Consider the following 25,032-nt stretch of genomic DNA (forward strand, 5'->3'; position numbering starts at 1 on the left):
CTACGCTCGGGCAAATGGCCGTTGCGCACCACGGCTTTGCGGCCATCAGGCAAGAGTTTGTCTTCATGGGTTTGCAGCAGCTGTTGCAACTCAGCTTCAACTGCTTGCGCAATGAGCTGGCGAGCTCCATTACGTAGCAAAGCGGTAAGCACATCTGTGCCAGTTTCATCTGGTTGTGAAAGAACATTCAAGGTAGTATTGGTCATGGCGTATCACTCAACTGTTGGTTATTTCTTGGTCGAAACAATCAACAGGATACGCCACCTTCTTTTTTCCTCATACACCACAAATGACTATAGCTCTAAGCAACGTCAGTCATTGTATTTTTACTGCTATTCCTATTTAGTTGTAAACTTAAATTAATTAAAAATATACCCCATAAATAGTAGCATGCCTGATAATAAAGTAAATGTATTGTCTTATGCCGTTGCGCCATAACCGCCATGAACCATATCAAACTAGAAGCCAACACAGGCGACAACTTAGAAAATGAACAAAACGTCGGCAATCTACTGCGCATTATCCACAAAGCGATTAATGAACAGTTAGATGAAAACTTATTACGACTAGGCCTAACCGGCGCTCAGTGGCGCCCTATCGTACTGCTCGATTGCGGCGACGTCAACACAGCGGCTGAATTAGCAAGCATCATCGGCGTCGACACAGGCGCAATGACGCGCACACTTAACCGATTAGAAGCCAAGGGCTTAATCACCCGCAAGCGTTCCGAAAAAGACAAACGCGTCGTAGAATTAGCACTAACCGAAAAAAGCAATAACCTACAAGTAGAAATTATTAAAACTATTGAAAAAACATTAAACGATTTTTACTCCTGCTTCAGCAAAGAAGAATTTGATACCTATCTCGCTTTAAATAAAAAACTGATTTTTCATAACTTACCTGAAAGCTACGCCTCAATTTTCCCAGATGAAAAAGGTTAAAACTCGTTAAAAAATAAAAAAGGAGATGACATCAAATCATCTCCTTTTTATTTTTAGTTAAACAAGCTTATTTATCTCTTACTACCCCGACCTAATAACGAGCCTAATACGCCGCGCATCATATTTCTTGCGATACGACGAGCTTCTGTCTTGGCTACCTGCTCTACCAAGCCTTCGCGTCGTCCACCCCGAGGGCCCGTCGAACCTAATAACGCATCTTTGAGCATACCCACTAAGCCACTTCCGCCCTCCTGCTCTTTGGCTTCTTCTGCAACCGCTTCTTCCGCTCGACGCAGCAGCAGCTCATAAGCCGACTCACGATCCACTGGTTGATCATATTTATGCGTAAATAATGACGCAGCACGAATACGTGCCACCTCATCTGCTGTGGCCAAACCAATACGACTCCCTGGCGCAAACATCCAGACTCGCTCGGTAGGCGTCGGGATACCCTTAGGGTCTAAAAATGAAACCAAAGCCTCGCCCACCCCCAGCTCTGTAATCACTTGCGGTATATCTAAGGGAGGATTAGGGCGCATCGTATCAGCAGCTGTTTTAACTGCGCGTTGGTCTCGCGGGGTATAAGCTCGTAAAGCGTGTTGTACGCGATTACCTAATTGACCCAACACAGCGTCCGGAATATCCAAGGGATTTTGTGTAATAAAATAAACGCCTACCCCCTTAGAACGAATTAAGCGCACAACCAACTCAATGCGTTCCAATAATGCCTTGGGCGCACTATCAAATAACAAGTGCGCTTCATCGAAAAAGAAAACGAATTTAGGCTGCTCTAAATCGCCCACTTCCGGTAAGTTCTCGTACAATTCGGCTAGTAACCATAGCAAGAAAACTCCATATAACCTGGGTGACTGCATTAACTTATCAGCTGCTAAGATATTTACTACGCCCTGACCATTAGCATCCGTACGCATCAGGTCAAATACATCAAGCATCGGCTCACCGAAAAAAACATCACCACCCTGCACTTCTAATTCAAGCAAAGCACGCTGAATGGCACCTACCGACGCCGGTGAAATATTGCCATAAGTCGTTCGTAGCTCTTTGGCCTTGTCTGAGACAAATTGCAGCATTGCTCGTAAATCCTTGAGGTCAAGCAACAACAAGCCCTCGTCATCAGCCAATTTGAAGCAAATATTTAAAATTCCGCTCTGGGTATCGTTAAGATTCATGGCCCGTGCCAACAATAACGGCCCCATATCACTAATCGTGGCGCGTACCGGATGCCCTTTTTCACCAAACACATCCCAAAAAACAGTCGGGCAAGCCCCTAACTTAGGCTCCGGTAAGGCAAGTTTCTCCAAGCGTTTTTGTAAGCCCTCAGTCATTACTGCGGCTTGCGAAATGCCGGACAAATCTCCCTTAACATCTGCTAAAAACACCGGTGTGCCAATCCTGGAAAACGCTTCTGCCATTAACTGTAACGTGACCGTCTTACCGGTACCAGTCGCACCTGTAATGCAACCATGGCGATTAGCTAATTTTGGGTGTAAAACAACGTCTTTTTCAGAATTACATCCGAAGGCAATGGGCTCGAGCATAAAGGATTCCTTTTAAAAGGCTATAATTAGGGCTATTCTATAAAAAAAGTGCCAATCAAGGTAAAATCAAGGCACAATAAAATATCAAAATTAATATACTTATACTAATAATTTATTACATCAGTTTAACCTTTTTAAATTAAAAGAACACATTATGGCAGGTCATAGTAAATGGGCGAATATCCAGCACCGCAAAGGTCGCCAGGACGCCAAACGAGGTAAAATTTGGACAAAAATCATCCGTGAAATCACCGTTGCAGCGCGTGGTGGCGGCCCTGATCCGGACACTAACCCTCCATTACGTTTGGCCATCGACAAAGCAACCGCGAACAATATGCCCAAGGACAATATTAATCGCGCGATCCAACGCGGTGTCGGCGCAGCAGATGGTGATGACTATGAGTTTGCTCGTTACGAAGGTTACGGCATTAATGGCGCCGCGGTGATTGTTGACTGTATGACCGACAACCGCACACGCACCGTCTCCGACGTGCGTCACGCCCTCACTAAAAATGGCGGTAATCTTGGTACCGACGGCTCAGTGACCTTTATGTTTGATCATGTCGGTCAATTTCTTTTTGCTCCTGATATCGACGAAGAGAAAATCATGGAAGTTGCTTTAGAAGCAGGTGCTGAAGACGTCCTAACCGACGAAGACGGCCTCACCGAAGTGATTTCTGCACCGACCGATTTTGCTCAAGTCCGTGACGCCTTTATTGCGGCGGAGCTTGAACCGGAAGTCGCTGAAATCGTGATGAAGCCACAAAATGAAATCGAGCTATCTGGTGACGACGCCAACAAAATGCAAAAGATCATCGACATGTTAGAAGACTTAGATGACGTACAAAAAGTGTATACCAACGCCGTTTTTGACGAAGAAGAAGCAGGCGAGTAATTAGTAATTTAATCTTTAAAGAGTATTAGCAACATCCTTATGAATATTTTAGTGATCGGTGGCGGTGGTCGTGAACACGCCTTAGCGTGGAGTTTTTCCAAATCCCCTAATGCGGATAAAGTCTTTGTAGCACCGGGCAACGGTGGCACAGCTCGTTCCGAGCGTCTGATTAACGTCAATCTCAACACACCTGAAGAAATGGTGCGTTTTGCCAAGGACAATCAAGTAGCGTTAACCGTCGTTGGTCCTGAGGCGCCTTTGGCTGCTGGTGTGGTTGATCATTTTCGCGCCGAGGGCTTAGCAATTTTCGGCCCAAGTCAAGCAGCAGCTCAGTTAGAAAGCTCCAAGGATTTTGCAAAAGCCTTCATGGTTCGTCATCACATTCCAACGGCCGCATATGCCAGCTTTACAGAAGCCTCAGCGGCCCATGACTACGTCGATCAGCATGGTGCTCCTATCGTTATCAAGGCAGATGGCTTAGCCGCCGGCAAGGGCGTCGTTGTTGCGATGACTCCCGAAGAGGCGCACCAGGCAATTGACGATATGCTTGGCGGTCAATTTGGTGAGGCCGGTGCATTGGTTGTTATCGAAGAATTTTTAGAGGGTGAAGAAGCGAGTTTTATCGTCCTTTGTGATGGCAAAACCATTCTTCCCCTAGCGTCCAGTCAAGATCATAAGCGCCAATTAGATGGCGATCTTGGTCCCAATACCGGTGGTATGGGTGCATACTCCCCTGCTCCGATTGTCAATGACATCATTCATGATCGTATCTTGCGTGAAGTAGTTATTCCTACCGTTGAAGGCATGAAAACCGATGGCATTGAATACACCGGCTTTCTATATGCCGGCGTGATGATTGGCGAAGGCGACGACGCCACGCGCCCTATTAAAGTCCTTGAGTTTAATTGCCGATTAGGCGATCCCGAAACTCAGCCGCTTTTAATGCGCGTGAAAAATGACTTTGTCGCTTTATTTGAAGCAGCTACTCAGGGCAACTTAGATCAAGTACACATCGACTGGGATCCTCGCAGTGCTATTGGCGTGGTATTGGCCGCACACAACTATCCTGCTGACCCACGCACAGGTGACGTGATTACCGGCTTGCCACACGATAGTGATGACGTCATGGTGTTTCATGCCGGCACTAAACTGGTCGACGACGAAATAACCACCTCAGGTGGACGTGTACTTTGCGTCACCGCACTTGGACAGGGGATCGAAGAAGCTCGACAAAAAGCTTACGAGACGATTGAATCTATTAAATTTGACGGTATGCAGTTCCGCAAAGATATTGCATGGCGAGCGATAAAATGACGGTGCGCCCTAAGATCGGCCTCTTAGGCGGCAGCTTTAATCCAATTCATATCGCGCATATCGAATTAGCGTTAAGCGCTCTAAAGCAATTACCCTTAGAACATGTGGAGCTACTGCCAGCCGGTCAACCTTGGCAAAAAGACACATTGTCAGTGAGTCGGGAGCATCGTCTGGCCATGCTGAAGATTGCAGCAGAGGACAACCCCAAGATCCTGTTCAACACCATGGAGATCGAGCGAGATGGCCCCACTTATACTGTGGATACAGTTAGACAATTAGACAAAAACATTGATTATTTTTGGCTCATGGGCACAGACCAATTGCAAAACTTCACGACGTGGAATGGTTGGCAGGAAATCATGCAAACTCTGACGCTTGTCATTGCAAAACGTCCTGACTACTCCTCAGAGATACCCCAAGCCATGCTGGATGCTCAGGTCCCAGGTAAAGAAATTATTCAGATTTTCTTTGATGAAATGGATATTTCCTCAACTGAGGTTCGCCAGCGTCTGGCCAACAATGAAGACGTCAGTGATTATGTACATCCTGAGGTCATACAATACATTAACGAGCATCATCTTTATAAGAATTAACAGAACCGCTCGATAAAAACAAAAGGATTTTTATGTTAAATATGCCACTAGAAGACATGCAACGCCTAGTCATTGATGCTTTAGAAGATGCAAAAGCTCAAGACATTCAGGTGTTTGACACAACCGGACTGACCAGTCTATTTGATCGTGTGATTATTGTCAGCGGTACCTCAAACCGACAGACTCGCTCTTTAGCTCGCAGCGTGTTTGATGCAGTACGTGAGCAAAAGCTTGATGTCTTATCTGTTGAAGGTGAAGACACAGGTGAGTGGATTGTGCTGGATCTGGCCGATATTGTTGTTCATTGTATGCAACCTGCCATTCGTCAATACTATAACCTTGAAGCCATTTGGGGCGAAAAGCCGGTGGAAGTTGATTTACTTCCTCAATCCCGTCTCATCCCTCAAATCAATCAGGGCTTTGATCCAACCCAACCCTACCCCGAAGAGGATTAATGAAAACCACCGTAATAGCGGTGGGCCACCGCATGCCGGACTGGGTTAAGACTGCTTGGCAAGATTATGCCAAGCGCCTTCCCAACGACTGTTCGGTTGAACTGAAAGAAATTAAAGCTGAGCCTCGCAACACAGGCAAGACGCCGGAACAAATGATGGCCGCTGAAGCAAAACGCATTCAAGCAGCCATTCCATCACACAATCTCGTGATCGTGCTTGATGAACACGGTAAAGACATCAGCACGCAGCATCTTGCAACGATGCTTGGTCATTGGATAGAAAACCAGCAAGACGTCAGCTTAATTATCGGCGGACCGGATGGCATTGATGCTGATTTCAAGCGGAGTATCACTCAAAAAATTCGCTTGTCTTCCCTCACCTTGCCCCACCCGATGGTACGAGTTCTTTTGGTTGAGCAAATTTATAGAGCTTGGTCAATTTTAACTAATCACCCTTATCACCGAGAATAGCTTCCGACATGATGACACCCCCTTTTATTTACTTAGCATCCGCAAGCCCCAGACGGCATGAGCTTCTAAAGCAAATAGAAGTCCACCATGAGGTTTTACGCGTACCGGAAGCCGATGAAGGTGAGGACGAACCTATTTTTCCCGGCGAAGCTCCGGCAGATTATGTCGTGCGCACGGCAAGAGAAAAGGCCCAACGAGCATTAAGCTATCTGCAGGCAAGCACACATACTATTGAAATACGCCCTATTCTTGCGGCTGATACCTGTGTCATACTCAACGGCCAAGTCATTGATAAAGCACATAGTGATCATGATGTTCGCCAAAGCCTGCAAATCCTCTCAGGACAAGAGCATGAGGTACACACCCACCTTGTTCTTATCACTCCACAGCACACCTTAGAGCGCAGCAGCATCAACAAACTGCGCATGAGAAAACTAAGTGACGCTGAAATTGAACATTATGTTCGTAGCGGCGAAGGCATCGGTAAAGCCGGCGGCTATGCGATTCAAGGTTTAGGTGCTATGCTTATCGAAAGACTGGAAGGTAGCTTCACCGGCGTCGTTGGCTTACCTTTAAGCGACACGTGGGAACTGCTAAAGACACTTAAAGCACAGTAATTCCCTTCCTCACCCATTAAGTTGAGGTTTTTATGATGGACGAACGCGTATTAGCCGCCATGAAAAAATGGCCTAATGTACCCGCCGCCTATGGCTGGTTGTCTCTTAATGCTCGCGGTTTGTGGCGTTTTCATCACCAAGGTGACTTTGCCGCCGATCCTGAGGGAGATACGATTGAAAACACGCAATTAATCGAATTTTTTAATCGAAACTACCGTGTCAACGACAAGGGCGAGTGGTATGTGCAAAATGGCCCTCAAAAAGCCTACGTCACCCTGCCTCACGCGCCATTGATTCTTTTCTATGATGATACTCAACAGCGACTTCAAACGCACCACGGTCATACTGTCAACGCGATAGCGCATTGGCACTTCTCTGACGATGGGCGAGTGTTTGCCAAGACAGATATAGGCCCTGCCATGCTGATAGGCCGTGACACATCTGCTTTTTTAGAGCAGGCGCAAATCATACCCTCTGATACTGCCTCTGACGCAGCTAGGGAATTACATGAACAAGACATTGAGCTGTTAGCTACGGGACGTGTGCTTAAGCTTAACCTAGCCGGATTCACTGCGCCTTGCAGCCAACTAGACAGCAATAAAGCCGAGGAAATCCTCGGCTTTATCAGTCACCCAAGCGCCTAACACGTGAGAGTCAGGCGCTAGACTTAAATTTAGGCTATTAACCGAAACGACCGGTAATATAGTCTTGCGTTTCTTTGCGACGTGGCTGAACAAACATCTTATCAGTTTGACCAAACTCGATTAACTCACCTAAGTACATATAAGCCGTGTAATCAGAACAACGTGCCGCTTGCTGCATATTGTGAGTTACGATGGCAACGGTATAGTCATTTTTCAACTCAGAGATCAATTCCTCAATCTTAACCGTTGAAATGGGGTCTAATGCCGAACATGGTTCGTCTAACAAGATCACTTCCGGCTTAACCGCCACACCGCGAGCGATACACAAACGCTGTTGCTGACCGCCTGATAAGCTGTAACCACTTTGACCCAGCTTATCTTTGACCTCAGTCCAAAGTGCTGCTTTTTGAAGCGCCCACTCGACACGCTCATCCATATCCGGTTTGCTCAAGTTTTCGAATAAACGCACGCCGAAAGCGATATTGTCGTAGATGCTCATCGGGAACGGAGTAGGACGTTGGAAAACCATGCCGACCTTGGCGCGTAATAAAGAAATATCTGTGTCGCTGGTTAGGAGGTTTTCACCATCCATATTAATTTCACCCTCAGCCTTTTGACCCGGGTAAAGCTCAAACATACGATTAAAAATACGTAACAAAGTCGACTTACCACATCCTGACGGACCAATAAAGGCCGTTACTTTATTACGTGCAATACGCATATTAACGTTTTTAATTGCGTGGAATTTGCCGTAGTGGAAGTTTAAGTTCTTAACCTCAATCTTGGTTTCATCTAAAGGAACCAAATCCAATTCCTCTTGGCTAATTCTTGCTGGTGCTACAGTATCCATTGTTAATCCTAAAATCTTTAAAAATTATTTTGAACGAGTTACTAAACGGGCCACAATATTTAGACCTAAAACCAATAAAGTAATCAACGTTGCGCCGGCCCAAGCTAACTGGTTCCAGTCATTAAACGGACTGGCGGCGAATTGATAAATGGTTACCGGTAAGTTAGCCATTGGCGAGTTCATACTCCAAGACATGAACTGGTTGTTTAGCGCGGTAAATAATAATGGTGCTGTTTCACCTAAAATTCGGGCAACTGCTAATAAAACACCGGTAATAATGCCTGATAAAGCAGCACGATAACAAATTGACAGAATCATACGGTATTTAGGACAGCCTAAAGCGACCGCTGCTTCACGTAGGCTATTAGGAATCAACAACAGCATATTGTCTGTTGTTCTAACAACCACCGGAATCACAATAATTGCTAAAGCAAACGATCCGGCCCAGCCTGAGTAATGTCCAATTTGGGCGACATAGACTGAGTAAATAAATAGGCCGATCACAATGGATGGTGCAGATAGCAACACATCATTTAAAAAACGGGTCGCAGGTGCTAACCAGCCACGGTTTCCATATTCTGCTAAATAAGTACCGGCCAAAATACCGATCGGCGTACCGATCAACGTGGCAACAGCTGAAATCATCACCGAACCGACAATCGCGTTAGCTAAACCGCCTTGCCCACCGGGACCCGGGGTATTTTGGGTAAACAGATCTAACGATAATGAGCCGCCACCTTTAACAAGCAGCGTACCGATAATCCAGAATAACCAAAACAAACCGAAAATTAAGGTACAGAGCGAGAGGGTCAACATAATTTTATTAACCACTCGGCGTTTTTTATAAATTTTATTACCACTATGCAGTACCGAATTAGCCGGCAATCGAGAAGCGTGGGAACTATTAGTCGTCATTTGATTGCTCATTATGTTTTACTTCCTTGACCTTTTTCCAAACGATACAACATCCAGCGCGATAGCATTAAAACAACCGTTGTAATCAAGAATAGAATTAAACCAATTTCAATTAAAGCGGCTAACTGCAATCCTGATGCTTCGTTAAACTCGTTAGCAATCGCTGAAGCAATGGAGTTAGACGGTGCAAACACACTATTAGGCATGCGGAATGCATTACCAATTACGAAGGTAACCGCCATCGTCTCACCCAAAGCACGGCCTAAACCAAGCATAATGCCACCGATCACACCACCTTTGGTATAAGGAAGTACAACCTTCCACATCACTTCCCATGTCGTAGCGCCTAGACCATAAGCTGATTCCTTGAACATCGCAGGCACCACTTCAAATACATCTCGCATCACCGAAGCGATATAAGGAATAATCATAATGGAAAGAATTAGACCTGCCGTAAATAAACCAATCCCCATGGGAGGGCCGGCAAATATCTGATTCAATACAGGAATCGGTGCAAAGAAATCAATCAGATGGACCTGAATATGCTTTTGGAACAATGGTACAAAAACAAATAAGCCCCACATACCGTAAATAATCGAAGGAATGGCCGCCAACATCTCAACAGCAATACCTAGGGGCCGACGAATCCAAGTTGGCGCAAGCTCGGTAAGGAACATGGCAATACCGAACGAAGCAGGCACAGCAATAACCAATGCAATACCGGCTGTTAGTACAGTACCTATAATAGGTACCACAGCACCGAACTGGTTTTGCACAGGATTCCACTCAGTTGTAAATAAAAATTTAAAACCGAAAGCCTTGATTGAATCCCAGCCACCGTAAACCAGCGATAACATGATCGCTGCCAGTAAAATAAATACGAAAAAAGCAAAGAAGCGTGCTGCATTAGCAAAAATCAAATCTGCCAAGCCTGCCCCACTTTTGCCGGAAGAAGGAGATATACTCTTCGACACCGTAGCCTCTTGAATTAGGGTTTAAATACCTACTATTATTGACAATAGTTTTTAAACATGTCGACAACAGCAATCCGGTAAGTTTAACTTAAATAAATACAAACGCGTGAGTATAACACTTGCTCTATTTTACTTAAGAATTATTACAAATTGAAAACAGAAAATCGGACAGCAAATAACTAAACCCACTGCCCGACCTCCTTGCTGTTAGGCATGCACCTACCAAATTCACTTGGATAGACGAAAGCCTAACGTTGTCAGCTTAGATTAATCAAAATGATAAATCTAAAAATTACTTCCAAATAGCAGAGCCATCAGCTGTTTTAACTTCATCAGCCCAAGCTTTGCGAACTGCATCACTTACTTCTTTAGGTAAAGGCACATAGTCTAAAGAAGACGCTGTGTCAGCACCATTTTCCCAAGCCCAGTTGAAGAAATCCATGGTTGCTTTAGTTTGCCCAGGCTTATCAGCAACTTTGTGAAGCAAGATGAAAGTAGCTTGAGTGATAGGCCAAGACTCAGCACCCGGCTCATGGTTAAGGACAACACCCATACCAGGAGCAGAAGCCCAGTCTGCGTTAGCAGCAGCGGCAGCAAATGAAGACTGCTCAGGCTGTACAAAGTTACCGTCGCGGTTTTGTAACTGAGTCCAAGATAAATTGTTTTGCTTAGCGTAAGCGTACTCAACATAACCGATAGAGTTAGCTAATTGACGAACGTAACCGGCAACACCTTCGTTACCCTTACCGCCTTGACCTACAGGCCAGCTAACAGCTTTACCTTCACCAACTTTTTCTTTCCACTCGTCAGAAACTTGTGATAGGTAGTTAGTCCAACCAAAAGTAGTACCAGAACCGTCAGAACGATGAACAACGATAATATCAGAGCTTGGTAACTGTGTACCTTCGTTTAGATCAGCAATTGCTTTGTCATTCCACTTAGTGATTTTACCTAAGTAAATATCAGCAAGTACAGTACCGGTTAATTTTAACTTGCCCGGCTCGATACCTTCGATGTTAACTACAGGAACAGTACCACCGATAAGCGCAGGGAATTGTAATAAGTTAGTTTCAGCTAACTTCTCACCGCTTAACGGGTCATCAGACGCACCAAAGTCAACCGTCTTTGCAATAATCTGTTGCTGACCACCGCCAGAACCGATAGACTGATAGTTAATTTGATGACCAGTTTCTTTGTGGTAATCAGCAGCCCATTTAGCATAAATAGGGTATGGGAAAGAAGCACCAGCACCAGTCACTGAAGCGGCAGCTTGTACTGTGAAAGTAGCAGCACCTAAAGCCACTGCTAAAGATACACGTGATAAAGCTAGTTTTAACATGATCGTCCTTTTGAAATCAGATTGTAAATATCGGTTTAAAAATTCGATAATCAAAATAATATCGGCGTATTTATTTACAACCAGAATTGTACAAGCTACATATTACAAGAATATTACACCATAAATTCATTCAACGCATAGGGGGGAAATTGTCGTTAATTTGCTTCATCAAAACAGTTTCCAAAACAAAATTTTGTACAATAACCTTACCCTTACAGACACAATAATTTATGGAAAACAGTAATTTACTTGCTGCGGTGGATCTAGGCTCCAACAGCTTTCGCCTGTCAGTAGGACGAATCGAAGAGCGTGAGGGCGTAGCGCATATTTTTGCGATTGATCGCCTAAAAGAAACTGTACGCTTGGCAGCCGGTCTAGATGATAAGAAAATTTTGAGTGACGAGGCGATAGAACGCGCAATCAGCGTTTTAAATCGTTTTTCAGAGCGAATTCAAGACTTTCACCCCAGCCAAGTTCGCGCGATTGCTACCAACACCTTCCGCGTCGCTAAAAACAAAGAGGTACTGCTAAAAAAAGCAGAAGAAGCCTTAGGCTTTCCTATTCAGGTTGTGTCGGGCCCAGAAGAAGCTCGACTCGTTTTCTCCGGTGTTGCGCATGAACTGCCCTTTTCTGACAAGAATCGCCTAGTCGTTGATATTGGTGGGGGTTCTACTGAATTTATTATTGGTCAAGGCTATCAACCAGTCTTAGTCAAATCATTAGCCATTGGTTGTGTATCTTTTACTAAACTCTATTTTCCTAACGGTGCCGTTACGGCTGAGGCCTTTAAAAAGGCAGAAATCAATGCCCGTAACCAGATTCAGGTACTCAGTAAAAGCTATCGTAAACAAGGCTGGGCTGAAGCCTTTGGCTCATCAGGCTCTGCTAAAGCACTTGTGGCTGTTTTACAAGCCTCCGGCTTTTCTGAACGCGGCATTACGCTGGCAGGCATGGAAAAGTTAAAAAAAGTATTAATTAAAACCGGCTCCGCTAATTCCCCCTTACTATTAGACCTAAAAGAAGATCGTATTGAGGTTTTACCCGCGGGTCTCGCGATTATGATGGCCGCCTTTAAAGAGCTGAAGATTCAACAAATGAATCAAGGTGAAGGTGCCCTCAGGGTCGGTGTTTTGTATGATATGCTCGGCCGTAAAACAGCCACTGATATCCGCTCCGGCACCGTTGCACAATATATGCATCGCTATCGCGTTGACACGAAGCAAGCCGCTCGTGTTCGCTTATTAGCAGAAGCATTATATGGCTCAGCACTGACACTGAGTAAAAAAGAGCAGGAAGAGTGGCCTCATGATTTACGACTATTACTGGGATGGGCCTGTGATTTACACGAAGTAGGTTTGAGTATTTCTCAATCTTCTTATCACCGCCACTCTGCTTACGTACTTCAACATGCCGACATGCCGGGCTTTTCTAAAGACGAGCAAACCATCCTATCGCGTCTGAATTTTGTCTCTCAAGGTAAGTTAAACAAAACCGAGGTTGGTCAGCTCGCCGATGAAGAATGGCAAGCGATCCTCTGTATGCGCCTAGCGCTAATGTTTTTGCGCAATCGCCAAGCTATCCATTTAGAAAACTTGGCATTAGAGATTAAAGGCAAACATATCTATTTAAGTATCAGTAAGCGCTGGCTAACAAACCATCCACTGACAGAGCTTAGCCTAACCAATGAAAAACATGATTGGGAAGGTTCCGGATTTGAGTTTACAATCAATCCAATCAGTCAAAACCAAAATGTCGTCGATAGCGGCGATCCATGTTCTCAACGTCTACAATCACCGGAAAATCAACCGCGTTAAAATCCTTGTCCCAAGCTGGTTCACCACAAATACGGGCACCTATTTTTAGGTAACCCTTGATGAGGGCCGGCATACGAGATTGGCGAATACGCTCGCCATCGGCTTTGGCTTCCAGCAACTCGAGAGGATAAGGTTCGTGCGGGGTGACAATTGGCTCATCGGCATATTCCAACATCTGCTGCTTCGCTAACTGCCAGACCCTTGCCGCCTGAATACCTTCGTCCATCAAACTGACACTGGCACAACCGAATAAATATTGTAAATTATGATATCGCATGAATTGAGCTAAGCCGCTCCATAGCAGCATAATCACCGCACCATCTCGGTAGTTCGGGTGGGTGCATGAACGGCCACACTCACTCAATTCTGAGCGTAGATGCGCCATTTCGCTTAAGTCGAATTCAGATTCTGAATAAAAGCCCCCTGCTTCAACCGCCTTTTCAGGGGTCATAATGCGATATGTACCGACAACAAGATTTTCCTTGGTATCCATCACAACCAAATGCTGACAAAACTGATCAAAGTGGTCGACATCACGACCATCAATCGCATCCGGAAAATGCACACCCATCTCATTCGTGTACACATCGTAACGAAGTCGCTGAACAGCTTCCACTTCCTCTTTCGTAGTGGCAATGCCTAATACCAAGCTAGGACCATCTATACTGCTCAAGTCCTTTGGAATCTCAATCAGCTCTTGCATAAGTTAATTTCCTCAATATGCTAAACAAACAACTAAAAGTTTTGTGACGATATATATATATTACAAGATGACACAATTCTTTTGAATTAAATACCATCAAGCATTATACAAAAGCCACTTTACAGATTTCTTTCAATTATTTTTATTTTGGGGTCCGGCACAAAAAATGCGCCGGACCCTACGTGAGAACTATGCAATGATTGAATTTTTACCTATGATGCATAGAAAAAAACCTACGCACCCAGATCAACATCGGCCAATCGCTCAACACTGCGTTTGGCAAGCTCATGGGACTCAGCTTCTACCATCAAGCGCAAAATCGGCTCTGTACCCGAGGCCCGAATTAAGACACGTCCTTTATCACCCAACTCAGCCTTTACCTCAGCCTTGACTTGATTAAGTTTTTCGTGATTTTGCCAGTCTAAGCCAGGTTTTAAAGGGACATTGATCATTATTTGTGGATACATTTTAAGATCGCTAATCAATTCGCCTAATGCCTTTCCACTACGTACCACCGCGGTGAGCACTTGTAATGCAGCAATAATGCCATCACCTGTTGTATGACAATCCAAGCACAATAAGTGCCCCGAACTCTCACCGCCATAATTCCAACCATTATTGTGCAGAGCTTCCAGGACATAACGATCACCGACCTTGGCGCGCTCCAATGGGATACCTAACTCGTTTAGACGCTTTTCAAAACCAAAGTTTGTCATTAAGGTTCCTGCTACGCCTTTGACCTCTGAACGCTGCATGCGCTCTAAAATAATGGCATAGAGAAGCTCATCACCATTGTAAATATTGCCTTTAGAGTCAACCATTTGTATACGGTCAGCATCACCATCAAGCGCAATACCATAGTCCGCACGTTGGGCATTGACCGTCGCGACTAATTGCTCCGGATATAATGCGCCAACATTACGGTTAATATTAAAGCCATCAGGACTACAACCCACATCCACCACCGTAGCACCAAGCTCTTTAAAAACATGCGGCGCGACTTGATAAGCTGCACCGTGGGCAGCATCAACAACAATCTTGAGTCCTCGGAGATTTAAATCATTGGGGAAACTACTCTTACAGAATTCAATATAACGTCCTGCCGCGTCATTTAAACGACGCGCACGACCTATTGATTCGGATTCTTCATACTGAATCTCTTGATCAATCAGGGCCTCAATCTTGGCTTCAATTTCATCAGGTAGCTTTAATCCATTTTCTGAAAAGAACTTGATGCCGTTATCGTAGTATGGATTATGTGATGCGCTAATCACAACGCCCGCATTTAATCGTAAGGTGCGAGTTAAGTAAGCGACTGCCGGTGTGGGTATTGGCCCCGCCAATAATACGTCAACACCTGCCGCAGCAAAACCTGCTTGCATGGCAGCCTCTATCATATAACCCGAAACTCGCGTGTCTTTTCCAATAAGCACTGTGGGTCGTTCAATTCCCTCTAATGCCTGATTAGCCAGCACACGCCCTGCAGCGTAAGCGAGCTTTAGAGCAAACTCAGCGTTAATGACAGGCCCACCTACGCGACCACGTACACCATCAGTACCAAAATACTTACGTGCCATTTACTAATCTCCCTGATGAATTGCATGCGAAACAGCCAAACCCTCAAGCGTTTCGACGACATCATGCACCCTAAGCACAGCCGCACCGCGCTTGGCTGCCGCTACGGCTGCAACAACACTAGCTACCACTCGTTGTTTAGGTTCCTTGCCAACAACGGCTCCTATCATGGACTTACGTGAAAGACCTACTAAGAGTGGTAAGTTTAAACTTGTTAACTCTGCCATTTGATTTAATAACTGATAATTTTGAGCAACGGTTTTACCAAAACAAAAACCCGGATCCAGCATAACCCTAGAAGAGTTAACCCCATATTTTAACAAAACATCCGCCCTTTCTTCTAAGAACCGCTTCACTGCCGCAGTAATATCACCGTCATAGTTAGGTGGTGAGAGCTGCATCGTCTTAGGCTCGCCATCCATATGCATGACACAAATACCGCAATTAGGATGCTTAGCCACCACCTCTAGCGCACCAGGCTGACGTAAGGCATAGATATCATTAATCATATCGGCGCCGGCATCTAATGCAGCCTGCATTACCTCCGGTTTAAAGGTATCAATCGACAAAGGTACGCCGGCATCCCGAAGCCCCTTAATGACCGGGATGATACGCCGCAACTCCTCTTCCACTGATACTGCATCACTACCCGGACGAGTCGATTCGCCGCCGATATCCAATATGTGGGCGCCCTCTTCAACCATCTGTAAGCCGTGCTCAATGGCTAAATCCAATTGCTCAGACTGAGCACCACCATCAGAAAATGAATCCGGGGTGACATTGACAATTCCCATCACTAATGGCTTCGACAAATCGAGGACATACCGTCCACAGGTAAAACTTGAACTCATAACATTACAACTTATTGATGATTAATCAAAAAAGGCACTGCGAAATCATATCACAGTGCCTTATAAAAAAACTAAAGGTCTAAACTGCCTCTACCGGCTTATCCCCGTCTTTGTCCTTGCCATCTTTGTTGTCACTGCTTTTGTCTTGTGGCTTTTGAACTGCATCAGGGCTTGCCTCAGCGGGTGCATTACCTGCTCCCGGCGGCTGAGAGTCATAAGGTTGATCAGGTAGCTTTGGTGGACGTGGAGGTTTACCCTCCATAATGTCATTAATCTGATCAATATCAATGGTCTCCCACTCCATGAGGGCCTTAGCCATGGTATGCATCTTGTCCTGATTGTCTTCGATAAGCTTACGTGCAACAGCATATTGCTGATCAATAATCGAACGAATTTCTGCATCAACCTTCTGCATAGTCGCTTCAGATACAGGTGCCGAACGCGTCATCTGACGTCCCAAGAAAGGATCGGCATCGTGCTCTGAATAAACCATCGGGCCTAAAGAGTCAGTCATACCGTATTTGGTCACAATATCACGAGCTATTTGCGTAGCACGCTCGAAGTCATTGGATGCACCGGTCGTCATCTGATTCATGAAAACTTCCTCGGCAATACGACCACCAAACAAAACGGCAATCATATTTAGCAAGCGCTCTTTATCCATACTGTAACGGTCACCCTCAGGTAACTGCATCGTGACACCCAACGCACGACCTCGAGGAATAATCGTGACTTTATGTACAGGATCAGTCTTAGGCAATAACCTGGCCACTAGCGCATGACCGGACTCATGATACGCCGTATTTAATAGCTCTTCTTCCGGCATAACGATAGAACGTCGCTCTGCCCCCATGATGATCTTGTCCTTGGCATCCTCAAAGTCAACCATATCAACCATGCGGCCTTCGCGACGCGCTGCAAATAAGGCGGCTTCATTGACCAAGTTGGCTAAATCAGCGCCGGAGAATCCCGGTGTACCGCGCGCAATGATCGATGCGTCAACATTAGGCGCGACATGCACTTTACGCATATGAACATTAAGAATTTGCTCACGACCGCGAACATCAGGAAGAGAAACCACGACTTGACGGTCAAAACGACCGGGACGTAATAAAGCCGGATCCAACACATCAGGGCGGTTAGTCGCTGCAATTACGATCACGCTTTGACCTGATTCGAAACCATCCATCTCGACCAGCAACTGGTTAAGGGTCTGCTCGCGCTCGTCATTACCACCGCCAACGCCTGCGCCACGCTGACGGCCTACCGCATCAATCTCATCAATGAAGATGATACACGGCGCCTGCTTCTTGGCATTTTCAAACATATCACGTACACGAGAAGCACCGACACCTACGAACATCTCGACAAAGTCAGAGCCGGAAATACTGAAAAACGGTACCTTAGCTTCGCCGGCAATTGCTTTGGCTAATAAGGTCTTACCAGTACCGGGTGAACCTACCAACAAGACGCCTCGAGGCATACGGCCACCAAGGCGTTGGAAACGTGAAGGATCGCGCAAGAACTCAACAATCTCGCTCACCTCTTGTTTGGCCTCGTCACAACCCGCCACATCAGCAAATGTAACGCGATTAGTGGCCTGATCCAGCATACGTGCCCGAGACTTGCCGAAACTAAAGGCACCTCCCTTGCCACCGCCCTGCATCTGGCGCATAAAGAAAATCCACACCCCAATAAGTAAAAGCATTGGGAACCAAGATAATAAGGCACTTAAAAAGAAAGAAGGCTGCTCAGGCGGACGGGCCGACACCTGCACGCCATCACGAATCAAATCACTCACCATCCAGAGATCACGTGGCGCGGTCAATGTGTACGAACGGCCATTTGCCGGGGTAACAGTCAGCGTATCCCCCTGGATTTCAACACGAGATAATTTACCTTGCTTTGCATCTTCCAAGAACTGCGAATATGTCACGGCATCAGTAGGCGCTGTAGGTGCATCAAGCTGCCTGAATACCGTAAATAGGACCATCGCAATTACCGCCCAGATGGCAAATTTCGAAAAGGAATTATTCAAAACATGGTACTCCAAAAAAACCGAATATAATTTTATAATAATAAAACACTGAGCAAGTAAATACAGCTAAATGTAAGATTTACACTTAATAAAGACTCACTACCGATGGTTTATAGATTAATGTGCTTTATTCTATCTCAATATCGTGGGGTCAAAAATCCATAACTCAAGAACCCAGCATAAATAATCTATAAACACAATAGGTCTTACTACTTTAGACCTTTAGAAACTAAGAAAGTTTCAGCAGAACGATCCCGAGAGGCTTTAGGTTTACGCTCTACCACGCGCTTAAAGTGCTGTTTGAACATTTCTACAATTTGTGAAAAACCGCTTCCATGAAACGCCTTGACGATCACGGCCCCTTCAGGCTTTAAATGCTCAAGCGCAAACTCCAGTACTAATTCGCATACATGCTGGATTCTTGCTGCATCCGCCGGACCGACACCGGAGAGATTGGGAGCCATATCAGAAATGACCAGATCGACCTTCTGCCCTGCCAGACGCTTTTCGAGCTCGTGCAGCACCTCATCCTCACGGAAGTCACCTTGAAAAAACTCAACCCCGGCAATGGCTTCCATGGGTAAAAGATCCAGCGCAATCACTCGACCATCAAGCTCTCCCGAAGGTGTGACTAATCTTTCTCGCGCAACTTGAGACCAACTGCCAGGTGCAGCTCCTAAGTCTACTATAATATCCCCTTGACGCATTAGCTTTTCAGTATCTAAAATCTCTATAAGCTTATATGCAGCTCTTGCTCTATAGCCTTGTTGCTGAGCAAGCTTTACGTATGGATCATTAATATGTTGATGTATCCAATTTTTGGAAAATTTCTTTTTGGCCATTGCCAATAATTCCTATGTCTATTCTTGAACTAGCTTCTAAGGAGCGTAGTGCACTACGCTCTGCAGCTCATGCTCTAAAGCCCGTCGTACAAATTGGTGACAACGGCTTAACTGATGCTGTATTAAAAGAGATCGATCGCAACCTAACTGCTCACAGCCTGATTAAGGTTAAAGTGGCGCTGGACGATCGTGAAGAGCGCAGCAGCCTGCTTAACAAAATCTGTGATGAGCTGTCCTGCGCCAATATCCACCATTTAGGTAAGACCTTAATTTTATACCGTCCCGGCAAATCCGTCATAGAGACTGAAGCTTATGATGAATTTGCTCCTGAAAATCAGCGTAGCTACCGCAAATCAGGTGAAGCCTATACCCCAAAGAGAGTAGCTGCCGAGGGCAAAAAGCTTCAGCGTCCGTTTAAGCCAAGTAAAGCAAAAAGCACTCAAAGCAATCGCGATATTGCCAATGCTTTTTTTGGACGTGACAATGCCAAATCAGATAAAAAATCAACACGTCGTCGTCCGACCAGCGCTTTAACCCTAAGAGCGGGCAGACGCAGAAGCGATTAATTGGCGTAGCTAAGTATTGCGAAGCAATCCACAGTGTCAGTCACAAAAAATCCTCTCACTTTAATTAAAAAATGAGAGGATTATGGCGGTTTAAATTGAGATAAATCTAGAGATATTCGACTGATAAAATCTCAAACTCTCGTTCGCCTGATGGCACCATCACATTGACTACTTCGCCCTCGTGCTTACCAATCAAAGCTCGTGCCACCGGACTTGAAATAGAAATCAAGTTAAGACGGATATCTGATTCAATATCACCTACAATTTGATATTTCAGCTGCTCACCTGAGTTTAGGTCTTCTAATTCGACCGTCGCACCGAACACAATGCGGTCTCCTGCATCTAAGGCGGTAGGATCAATCACATTAGCCGCTGATAAGACCGACTCTAACTCCTTAATGCGTCCTTCTACAAAGCTCTGACGCTCTCGCGCCGAGTCATACTCAGCATTTTCTGAAAGATCTCCGTGTGCGCGTGCTGTTGCGATTGCATCGATGACAGCCGGACGCTCTACGGTTTTTAAGTTATGTAATTCTTCGTTAAGACGCTTAGCGCCTGCAACCGTTAAAGGAACACCTGACATGACCTACCTCTATCATGAAATATGATTAAAACAGCGCCCCAAATTCACTAAATGAGGCGCTTAAAAATAAAACCCCGACCATCACAGCCGGGGAGTTCGATGAACCTATTATGCTAAAAAAAAACGTAAAAATCAAGTAGTCAAGCCGTATAAAAAGCGACAAACGAATGACGATACTTTTATATTATGCCTTTTTATCTCTACCAATACTTAAGAGCTGATAAAGCAAAATAGCACCAAAAGTCGCTGTGCCAATTCCCTCTAATTTGAACATACCCAATTCAATTGTAAAATTACCTGCGCCTAAAATCACAGCAATGGCGGCAACGATTAAGTTTCGATTATCTGAAAAATCAACTTTATTAGTTACCCAAATCCTTGCGCCTGCGATAGCAATTAATCCAAAGACCACAACCGATACCCCACCGAGAACCGGCGCCGGCACACTATGGATCAAGGCACCAAACTTAGGGGAAAAACCCAAGGTAATTGCAAAAACGGCAGCGATAACAAAAATAATGGTCGAATAGATACGGGTAACAGACATAACACCGATGTTTTCACCATAGGTCGTCACACCGGTACCACCAACCGACGCTGCCACCATTGTCGCTACGCCATCGCCCACAAAAGCGCGCCCAAGATACTTATCTAAGTCACGACCGGTCATCGCACTCACTGCACGAATGTGACCAAGATTCTCTGCGATTAAGATAATCGCTACCGGTGCAATAATAGTAATGGCAGAAAACTGAAACTCAGGCTTATAGAAGGTCGGCAACCCAAACCATGGAGCGGCGGCAACCGCACTTAAATCTACCGGCGTACCAAAGCCGAAGATATTACTGAAAAGGTAATAAATAAAATAAGAAAGAATTAAGCCCAACAAAATCAATAAGCGCTGCAGCATGCCCCGAGTAAATACCGCCACCAGACCCACACTCAACATCGTCACAATGGCCATCAAGGCATCATAGGTCGAGCCGCTTGCCATGGCACCACTGGCGGCAACCGGTGCTAAATTTAAACCAATGACCGCAACAATCGCCCCTGTCACTACCGGTGGCATAAACTTCTCAATCCACGCGGAAGCACTGCCTTTAGCATTAAAATGCCAAACCACCACACCGACCAAGGTGTATACCAACCCACAAACGATAATCGCACCCAGTGCAACACCAATATTCGGATTAAGACCGGAACCGCTATACGCAGTCACTGAGACCACACCACCGATAAAAGCAAAGCTAGACCCCAGATAACTGGGTACTTGACCTTTTACAAAAAAGAAAAAGATTAACGTACCGATACCTGACATTAGAATGGCCAGATTCGCATCGAAGCCCATTAATAGAGGACCCAACACAGTCGCCCCAAACATGGCAACGACGTGCTGAACACCCAAAATCAATGACTGCCCCATTGGCAGGCGCTCGTCCGGCGCAATCATTTGCCCGGGCTCCAAACGATCTACCTTGCGCCACTTAGGAAACCATGACGTGGTATCAGAAGCCAAGGATTGAGCTTCAGCACCGGCTCCCGTTGTTTCAAATGCAAGTTCGGCGACACTTTCTTCGCCACTATAACCAAAACCGACCGCCTCATCTGAGGTTGGTTGCTCTTTATCCGTCATGGGATACCCCTGTTATCTATTGTTAACTAATTTATACACTATGTTATAGGCACCTTTTAGCGCTATAAGTTTAGCATGAGCTCAGTCTTCTTCTCATCATTATCGGTGTTTGATTTGACTCCTTATCGTTAATTTATGAGTGTCTAAATCATGCAAGGCTAACAGGCAAAAATGACACACTTCAGAAATTGCAAGTAATAATTTCACTGAAAATGTCTCAAAAACGACAAACTCTTATTAGGGATTACCCTTGATAGCCCGTATTAATTTCATGGTTATTGATTAGACTATAAATCTTATGATATACATTTTCATCTAGAAACACCTGTTTCGTTCTCTTACTACCAAAATGGGGAAACCTATGTCATCAACAAAAACTTCAACGCTGCAGAGCAAAATAGGCTGGCTTTTAGTAGCCATCCTAGGTGCACTTGCTTTCGGCTATATTGCGCTAAGGCGTGGTGAAACGATTAATGCAATGTGGCTGCTTACAGCGGCTGTATGTACCTATTTCATTGCCTATAGGTTTTACAGTTTATTTATTCAGAATAAAGTATTGCAGGCTGATGCTACGCGTATGACGCCGTCATTCCGACACAATGATGGTCTTGACTACGTCCCGACTAACAAAGTTGTGCTATTTGGTCACCACTTTGCCGCCATTGCCGGTGCAGGTCCTTTAGTAGGCCCTGTTCTAGCTGCACAAATGGGTTATTTACCCAGCATGATCTGGATTCTAGCAGGGGTAGTTATTGCCGGCGCGGTACAAGACTATATGGTCCTATTTGTATCATCCCGCCGCGATGCTCGCTCATTAGGTGAATTAATCAAAGAAGAAATGGGTACTGTACCCGGCGTTGTCGCATTAATCGCGTGCTTTATGATTATGATCATTATTCTCGCGGTACTGGCGATGATCGTAGTCAAAGCGTTGACTCACAGCCCATGGGGTACCTTTACAGTTGCCTTTACGATACCACTTGCTATCTTTATGGGGATTTACTTACGCTATCTCCGACCGGGACGTATTTTGGAGGCTTCTGTGATCGGTCTTGTTGGCTTGGTTTTCGCCATTTTGTACGGTGGTCATATCGCAGAACACCCAACTTGGGGACCAATTTTCGATCTGGACGGTATCCAGTTAACTTGGGCTTTAATGATTTACGGTTTCATTGCTGCCGTACTTCCTGTCTGGTTATTATTAGCACCTCGCGACTATTTATCTACCTTCTTAAAGATTGGTGTGGTCGTTGGTCTAGCCGTGGGTATTGTCGTCCTCAGACCTGATTTACAAATGCCCGCAGTCACTGAATATGCAAGTACCGGTAAAGGTCCTGTGTGGGGCGGTAGCTTATTCCCGTTCTTGTTTATTACCATTGCTTGCGGTGCCGTATCCGGTTTCCACGCATTAATTTCTTCAGGTACTACCCCTAAAATGCTTGCTCGCGAAACTGAAGCACGCCTGATTGGTTATGGCGGCATGCTGATGGAGTCCTTTGTTGCCATGATGGCATTAATCGCGGCATCAATTATCGACCCGGGTGTTTATTTTGCAATGAACGCACCATTGGCAGCGTTAAACCCGACAGGCTTGGCTGATGTTGCCTTAGCTGCTTCACAGACCGTTACCAGTTGGGGATTCCAAGTGACACCTGATGTCTTAACCACTCTCGCTGAAGAGGTAGGTGAAGGCAGTATTATTTCACGTGCTGGTGGTGCACCAACGCTAGCCGTCGGTATGGCTCAAATTTTCCACCAAGCCTTAGGTGGTCTTGGTTCGATGTCATTCTGGTATCACTTTGCCATTTTATTCGAAGCCCTCTTTATTTTAACGGCTGTTGATGCAGGAACGCGCTCAGCTCGCTTTATGCTGCAAGACTTATTGGGCTTAGTACACCCTACTTTAAAGCAAACTCACTCTCTGCCGGCTAACTTATTAGCGACAGCACTTGTCGTGGCTGCTTGGGGCTACTTCTTATACATGGGCGTAACCGATCCGTTGGGCGGCATTAATATGCTATGGCCTTTATTCGGTATTACTAACCAGATGTTAGCGGCAATGGCACTCATGCTGTGTATCGTCGTTTTATTTAAACTTAAGCGTCAGCAATACGCTTGGGTACCGGGCGTACCGGCTGTTTGGCTAACATTCGTCACCATGTATGCCGGTGGACTGAAAGTGTTTAGTAACGACCCGGGTGTTGGCTTCTTTGCCAAAGCAAATCAGCTTAAAGCGATGCTTGCTGACGGTTTTGTGCCTAGTGCCATCTTCCAGTCTGAATCGTCTGTTCGCCAGGTTATCCTTAATAACCAGATTGACGGCGTACTACAAGCTTTCTTTATGATTGTCGTTGTCGCGATGGTTATCTTTACTATCCAAAGTTGCCGCAAAGCAATGGCTAGCGATCAGGTGACTGCTAAAGAGACTCCTTATGAGCCATTACCGGCAAATGCTGATGACATCTTAAGAGGTCACGCTTAATAAGGTTTGAGCCCATGAAGCTTGGTTTAAAAATTTAGTTAGTTAACAGGTGCTTTCTGCAAACCAAGCCTCGCGGGCATCAAAATTTAAATTAAGGAAATTCAATGTTCAGTTTTAGTCAATTCGCCAAAACAGGCCGACAAGTCAAGGCAGGTGGTAAATACCTAAGCCAAACTGCCCGTTTAATGGTTGGTGTTCCCAGTTACGATATGTACCTAGCTCATATGGCACACAAACATCCGGATCAGGAGCCTATGACATACAAAGAGTTTTATCGTGATCGGGTCAACGCTCGTTATGGCGGTGGTGATGGAAGCTTCCGCTGCTGTTAAATGACAAACTATGTTTTATCCTTCAGGGCACTCACAAAGTGCCCTGT

Annotated in this window: 24 protein-coding genes and 1 pseudogene; 12 read left to right on the forward strand and 13 right to left on the reverse strand. The window is 45.4% G+C overall.

Going from position 1 to position 25,032, the window contains the following annotated elements:
- Positions 1 to 206: pseudogene (locus B092_RS0100005) on the reverse strand (IS256 family transposase); the annotation flags it as partial.
- Between the two features lie 237 nt (positions 207 to 443).
- Between B092_RS0100005 and B092_RS0100010 the strand changes: the two are divergent.
- Positions 444 to 941 carry a MarR family winged helix-turn-helix transcriptional regulator gene (locus tag B092_RS0100010; RefSeq protein ID WP_018573186.1) on the forward strand — a complete coding sequence of 166 codons (498 nt, stop codon included), beginning with the start codon at positions 444 to 446 and terminating at the stop codon, positions 939 to 941.
- 71 nt (positions 942 to 1,012) lie between these two features.
- Here the strand turns inward: B092_RS0100010 and B092_RS0100015 are convergent, their stop codons facing one another.
- Positions 1,013 to 2,500 carry a helicase HerA-like domain-containing protein gene (locus B092_RS0100015; protein ID WP_018573187.1) on the reverse strand — a complete coding sequence of 496 codons (1,488 nt, stop codon included), beginning with the start codon at positions 2,498 to 2,500 and terminating at the stop codon, positions 1,013 to 1,015.
- Positions 2,501 to 2,654: 154 nt separating this feature from the next.
- Here B092_RS0100015 and B092_RS0100020 point away from each other — a divergent pair, with 154 nt between their 5' ends.
- From B092_RS0100020 to B092_RS0100050, 7 genes are read left to right on the forward strand one after another with little or no spacing between them, the layout of a single operon-like run.
- Positions 2,655 to 3,395, forward strand: coding sequence for a YebC/PmpR family DNA-binding transcriptional regulator (locus B092_RS0100020; RefSeq protein ID WP_018573188.1), 741 nt, complete (start codon positions 2,655 to 2,657; stop codon positions 3,393 to 3,395).
- Between the two features lie 39 nt (positions 3,396 to 3,434).
- Positions 3,435 to 4,709 (forward strand): phosphoribosylamine--glycine ligase, encoded by a 1,275-nt coding sequence (gene purD, locus B092_RS0100025; protein WP_018573189.1) that lies wholly within the window; start codon positions 3,435 to 3,437, stop codon positions 4,707 to 4,709.
- Entirely contained in the window at positions 4,691 to 5,302 is a 612-nt protein-coding gene (gene nadD / locus B092_RS0100030; RefSeq protein ID WP_115063929.1) for a nicotinate (nicotinamide) nucleotide adenylyltransferase, read from the forward strand. The genes purD and nadD overlap by 19 nt, the downstream gene beginning before the upstream one ends.
- A gap of 41 nt (positions 5,303 to 5,343) precedes the next feature.
- Positions 5,344 to 5,757: a ribosome silencing factor gene (rsfS, locus tag B092_RS0100035; RefSeq protein WP_026253480.1), complete on the forward strand. Its 414-nt coding sequence runs from the start codon at positions 5,344 to 5,346 to the stop codon at positions 5,755 to 5,757.
- Positions 5,757 to 6,227: a 23S rRNA (pseudouridine(1915)-N(3))-methyltransferase RlmH gene (rlmH, locus tag B092_RS0100040; RefSeq protein WP_018573192.1), complete on the forward strand. Its 471-nt coding sequence runs from the start codon at positions 5,757 to 5,759 to the stop codon at positions 6,225 to 6,227. The genes rsfS and rlmH overlap by 1 nt, the downstream gene beginning before the upstream one ends.
- A gap of 8 nt (positions 6,228 to 6,235) precedes the next feature.
- Complete coding sequence (locus B092_RS0100045; RefSeq protein WP_018573193.1) at positions 6,236 to 6,844, forward strand: Maf family protein; 609 nt, start codon at positions 6,236 to 6,238, stop codon at positions 6,842 to 6,844.
- A gap of 32 nt (positions 6,845 to 6,876) precedes the next feature.
- On the forward strand, positions 6,877 to 7,488 hold the full coding sequence (locus tag B092_RS0100050) for a DUF2946 family protein (protein ID WP_232244241.1): 612 nt from the start codon (positions 6,877 to 6,879) through the stop codon (positions 7,486 to 7,488).
- Positions 7,489 to 7,525: 37 nt separating this feature from the next.
- Here the strand turns inward: B092_RS0100050 and pstB are convergent, their stop codons facing one another.
- The 4 genes from pstB to pstS all read right to left on the reverse strand — a co-directional run bounded on the left by pstB (position 7,526) and on the right by pstS (position 11,566).
- Positions 7,526 to 8,338 carry a phosphate ABC transporter ATP-binding protein PstB gene (gene pstB, locus B092_RS15300; RefSeq protein WP_018573195.1) on the reverse strand — a complete coding sequence of 271 codons (813 nt, stop codon included), beginning with the start codon at positions 8,336 to 8,338 and terminating at the stop codon, positions 7,526 to 7,528.
- A 24-nt stretch (positions 8,339 to 8,362) separates the two neighbouring features.
- The gene (gene pstA / locus B092_RS15305) at positions 8,363 to 9,265 is read right to left on the reverse strand and encodes a phosphate ABC transporter permease PstA (RefSeq protein ID WP_018573196.1); all 903 of its coding nucleotides are present in this window, start codon (positions 9,263 to 9,265) and stop codon (positions 8,363 to 8,365) included.
- The gene (pstC, locus tag B092_RS0100065; protein WP_018573197.1) at positions 9,265 to 10,227 is read right to left on the reverse strand and encodes a phosphate ABC transporter permease subunit PstC; all 963 of its coding nucleotides are present in this window, start codon (positions 10,225 to 10,227) and stop codon (positions 9,265 to 9,267) included. Before pstC ends, pstA begins: the two co-directional genes overlap by 1 nt.
- Before the next feature lie 292 nt (positions 10,228 to 10,519).
- Positions 10,520 to 11,566 carry a phosphate ABC transporter substrate-binding protein PstS gene (pstS, locus tag B092_RS0100070; RefSeq protein WP_018573198.1) on the reverse strand — a complete coding sequence of 349 codons (1,047 nt, stop codon included), beginning with the start codon at positions 11,564 to 11,566 and terminating at the stop codon, positions 10,520 to 10,522.
- Positions 11,567 to 11,796: 230 nt separating this feature from the next.
- Between pstS and B092_RS0100075 the strand changes: the two genes are divergently transcribed.
- Positions 11,797 to 13,380 carry a Ppx/GppA phosphatase family protein gene (locus B092_RS0100075; protein ID WP_018573199.1) on the forward strand — a complete coding sequence of 528 codons (1,584 nt, stop codon included), beginning with the start codon at positions 11,797 to 11,799 and terminating at the stop codon, positions 13,378 to 13,380.
- Here B092_RS0100075 and B092_RS0100080 read toward each other — a convergent pair.
- The 5 genes from B092_RS0100080 to B092_RS0100100 form a co-directional block, all read right to left on the reverse strand.
- Positions 13,301 to 14,083, reverse strand: a complete 783-nt coding sequence (locus B092_RS0100080) for a GNAT family N-acetyltransferase (protein ID WP_018573200.1) — start codon at positions 14,081 to 14,083, stop codon at positions 13,301 to 13,303. The genes B092_RS0100075 and B092_RS0100080 overlap by 80 nt on opposite strands.
- Positions 14,084 to 14,316: 233 nt before the next feature.
- Positions 14,317 to 15,660, reverse strand: coding sequence for a phosphoglucosamine mutase (glmM, locus tag B092_RS0100085; RefSeq protein ID WP_018573201.1), 1,344 nt, complete (start codon positions 15,658 to 15,660; stop codon positions 14,317 to 14,319).
- Positions 15,661 to 15,663: 3 nt separating this feature from the next.
- Positions 15,664 to 16,509, reverse strand: a complete 846-nt coding sequence (folP, locus tag B092_RS0100090) for a dihydropteroate synthase (RefSeq protein ID WP_026253484.1) — start codon at positions 16,507 to 16,509, stop codon at positions 15,664 to 15,666.
- Between the two features lie 79 nt (positions 16,510 to 16,588).
- Positions 16,589 to 18,547, reverse strand: a complete 1,959-nt coding sequence (gene ftsH / locus B092_RS0100095) for an ATP-dependent zinc metalloprotease FtsH (protein ID WP_018573203.1) — start codon at positions 18,545 to 18,547, stop codon at positions 16,589 to 16,591.
- A 209-nt stretch (positions 18,548 to 18,756) separates the two neighbouring features.
- The gene (locus B092_RS0100100) at positions 18,757 to 19,389 is read right to left on the reverse strand and encodes an RlmE family RNA methyltransferase (protein ID WP_018573204.1); all 633 of its coding nucleotides are present in this window, start codon (positions 19,387 to 19,389) and stop codon (positions 18,757 to 18,759) included.
- Between the two features lie 14 nt (positions 19,390 to 19,403).
- Between B092_RS0100100 and yhbY the strand changes: the two genes are divergently transcribed.
- A complete protein-coding gene (gene yhbY / locus B092_RS0100105; RefSeq protein ID WP_018573205.1) occupies positions 19,404 to 19,955 on the forward strand; it encodes a ribosome assembly RNA-binding protein YhbY in 552 nt (183 codons plus the stop codon).
- A 106-nt stretch (positions 19,956 to 20,061) separates the two neighbouring features.
- Here the strand turns inward: yhbY and greA are convergent, their stop codons facing one another.
- A complete protein-coding gene (gene greA / locus B092_RS0100110) occupies positions 20,062 to 20,538 on the reverse strand; it encodes a transcription elongation factor GreA (protein WP_018573206.1) in 477 nt (158 codons plus the stop codon).
- A gap of 184 nt (positions 20,539 to 20,722) precedes the next feature.
- A complete protein-coding gene (locus tag B092_RS0100115; protein ID WP_115064472.1) occupies positions 20,723 to 21,988 on the reverse strand; it encodes a solute carrier family 23 protein in 1,266 nt (421 codons plus the stop codon).
- Between the two features lie 544 nt (positions 21,989 to 22,532).
- Between B092_RS0100115 and cstA the strand changes: the two genes are divergently transcribed.
- Together cstA and B092_RS0100125 are read left to right on the forward strand one after the other, a co-directional pair.
- Complete coding sequence (gene cstA / locus B092_RS0100120) at positions 22,533 to 24,653, forward strand: pyruvate/proton symporter CstA (RefSeq protein ID WP_018573208.1); 2,121 nt, start codon at positions 22,533 to 22,535, stop codon at positions 24,651 to 24,653.
- Positions 24,654 to 24,757: 104 nt separating this feature from the next.
- Positions 24,758 to 24,985, forward strand: coding sequence for a YbdD/YjiX family protein (locus tag B092_RS0100125; RefSeq protein ID WP_018573209.1), 228 nt, complete (start codon positions 24,758 to 24,760; stop codon positions 24,983 to 24,985).
- The last annotated feature ends 47 nt before the right edge of the window (positions 24,986 to 25,032 follow it).

Origin of the sequence: Oligella ureolytica DSM 18253, assembly GCF_000373745.1 — a bacterium.
Classification (GTDB): Bacteria; Pseudomonadota; Gammaproteobacteria; order Burkholderiales; family Burkholderiaceae_B; genus Oligella; species Oligella ureolytica.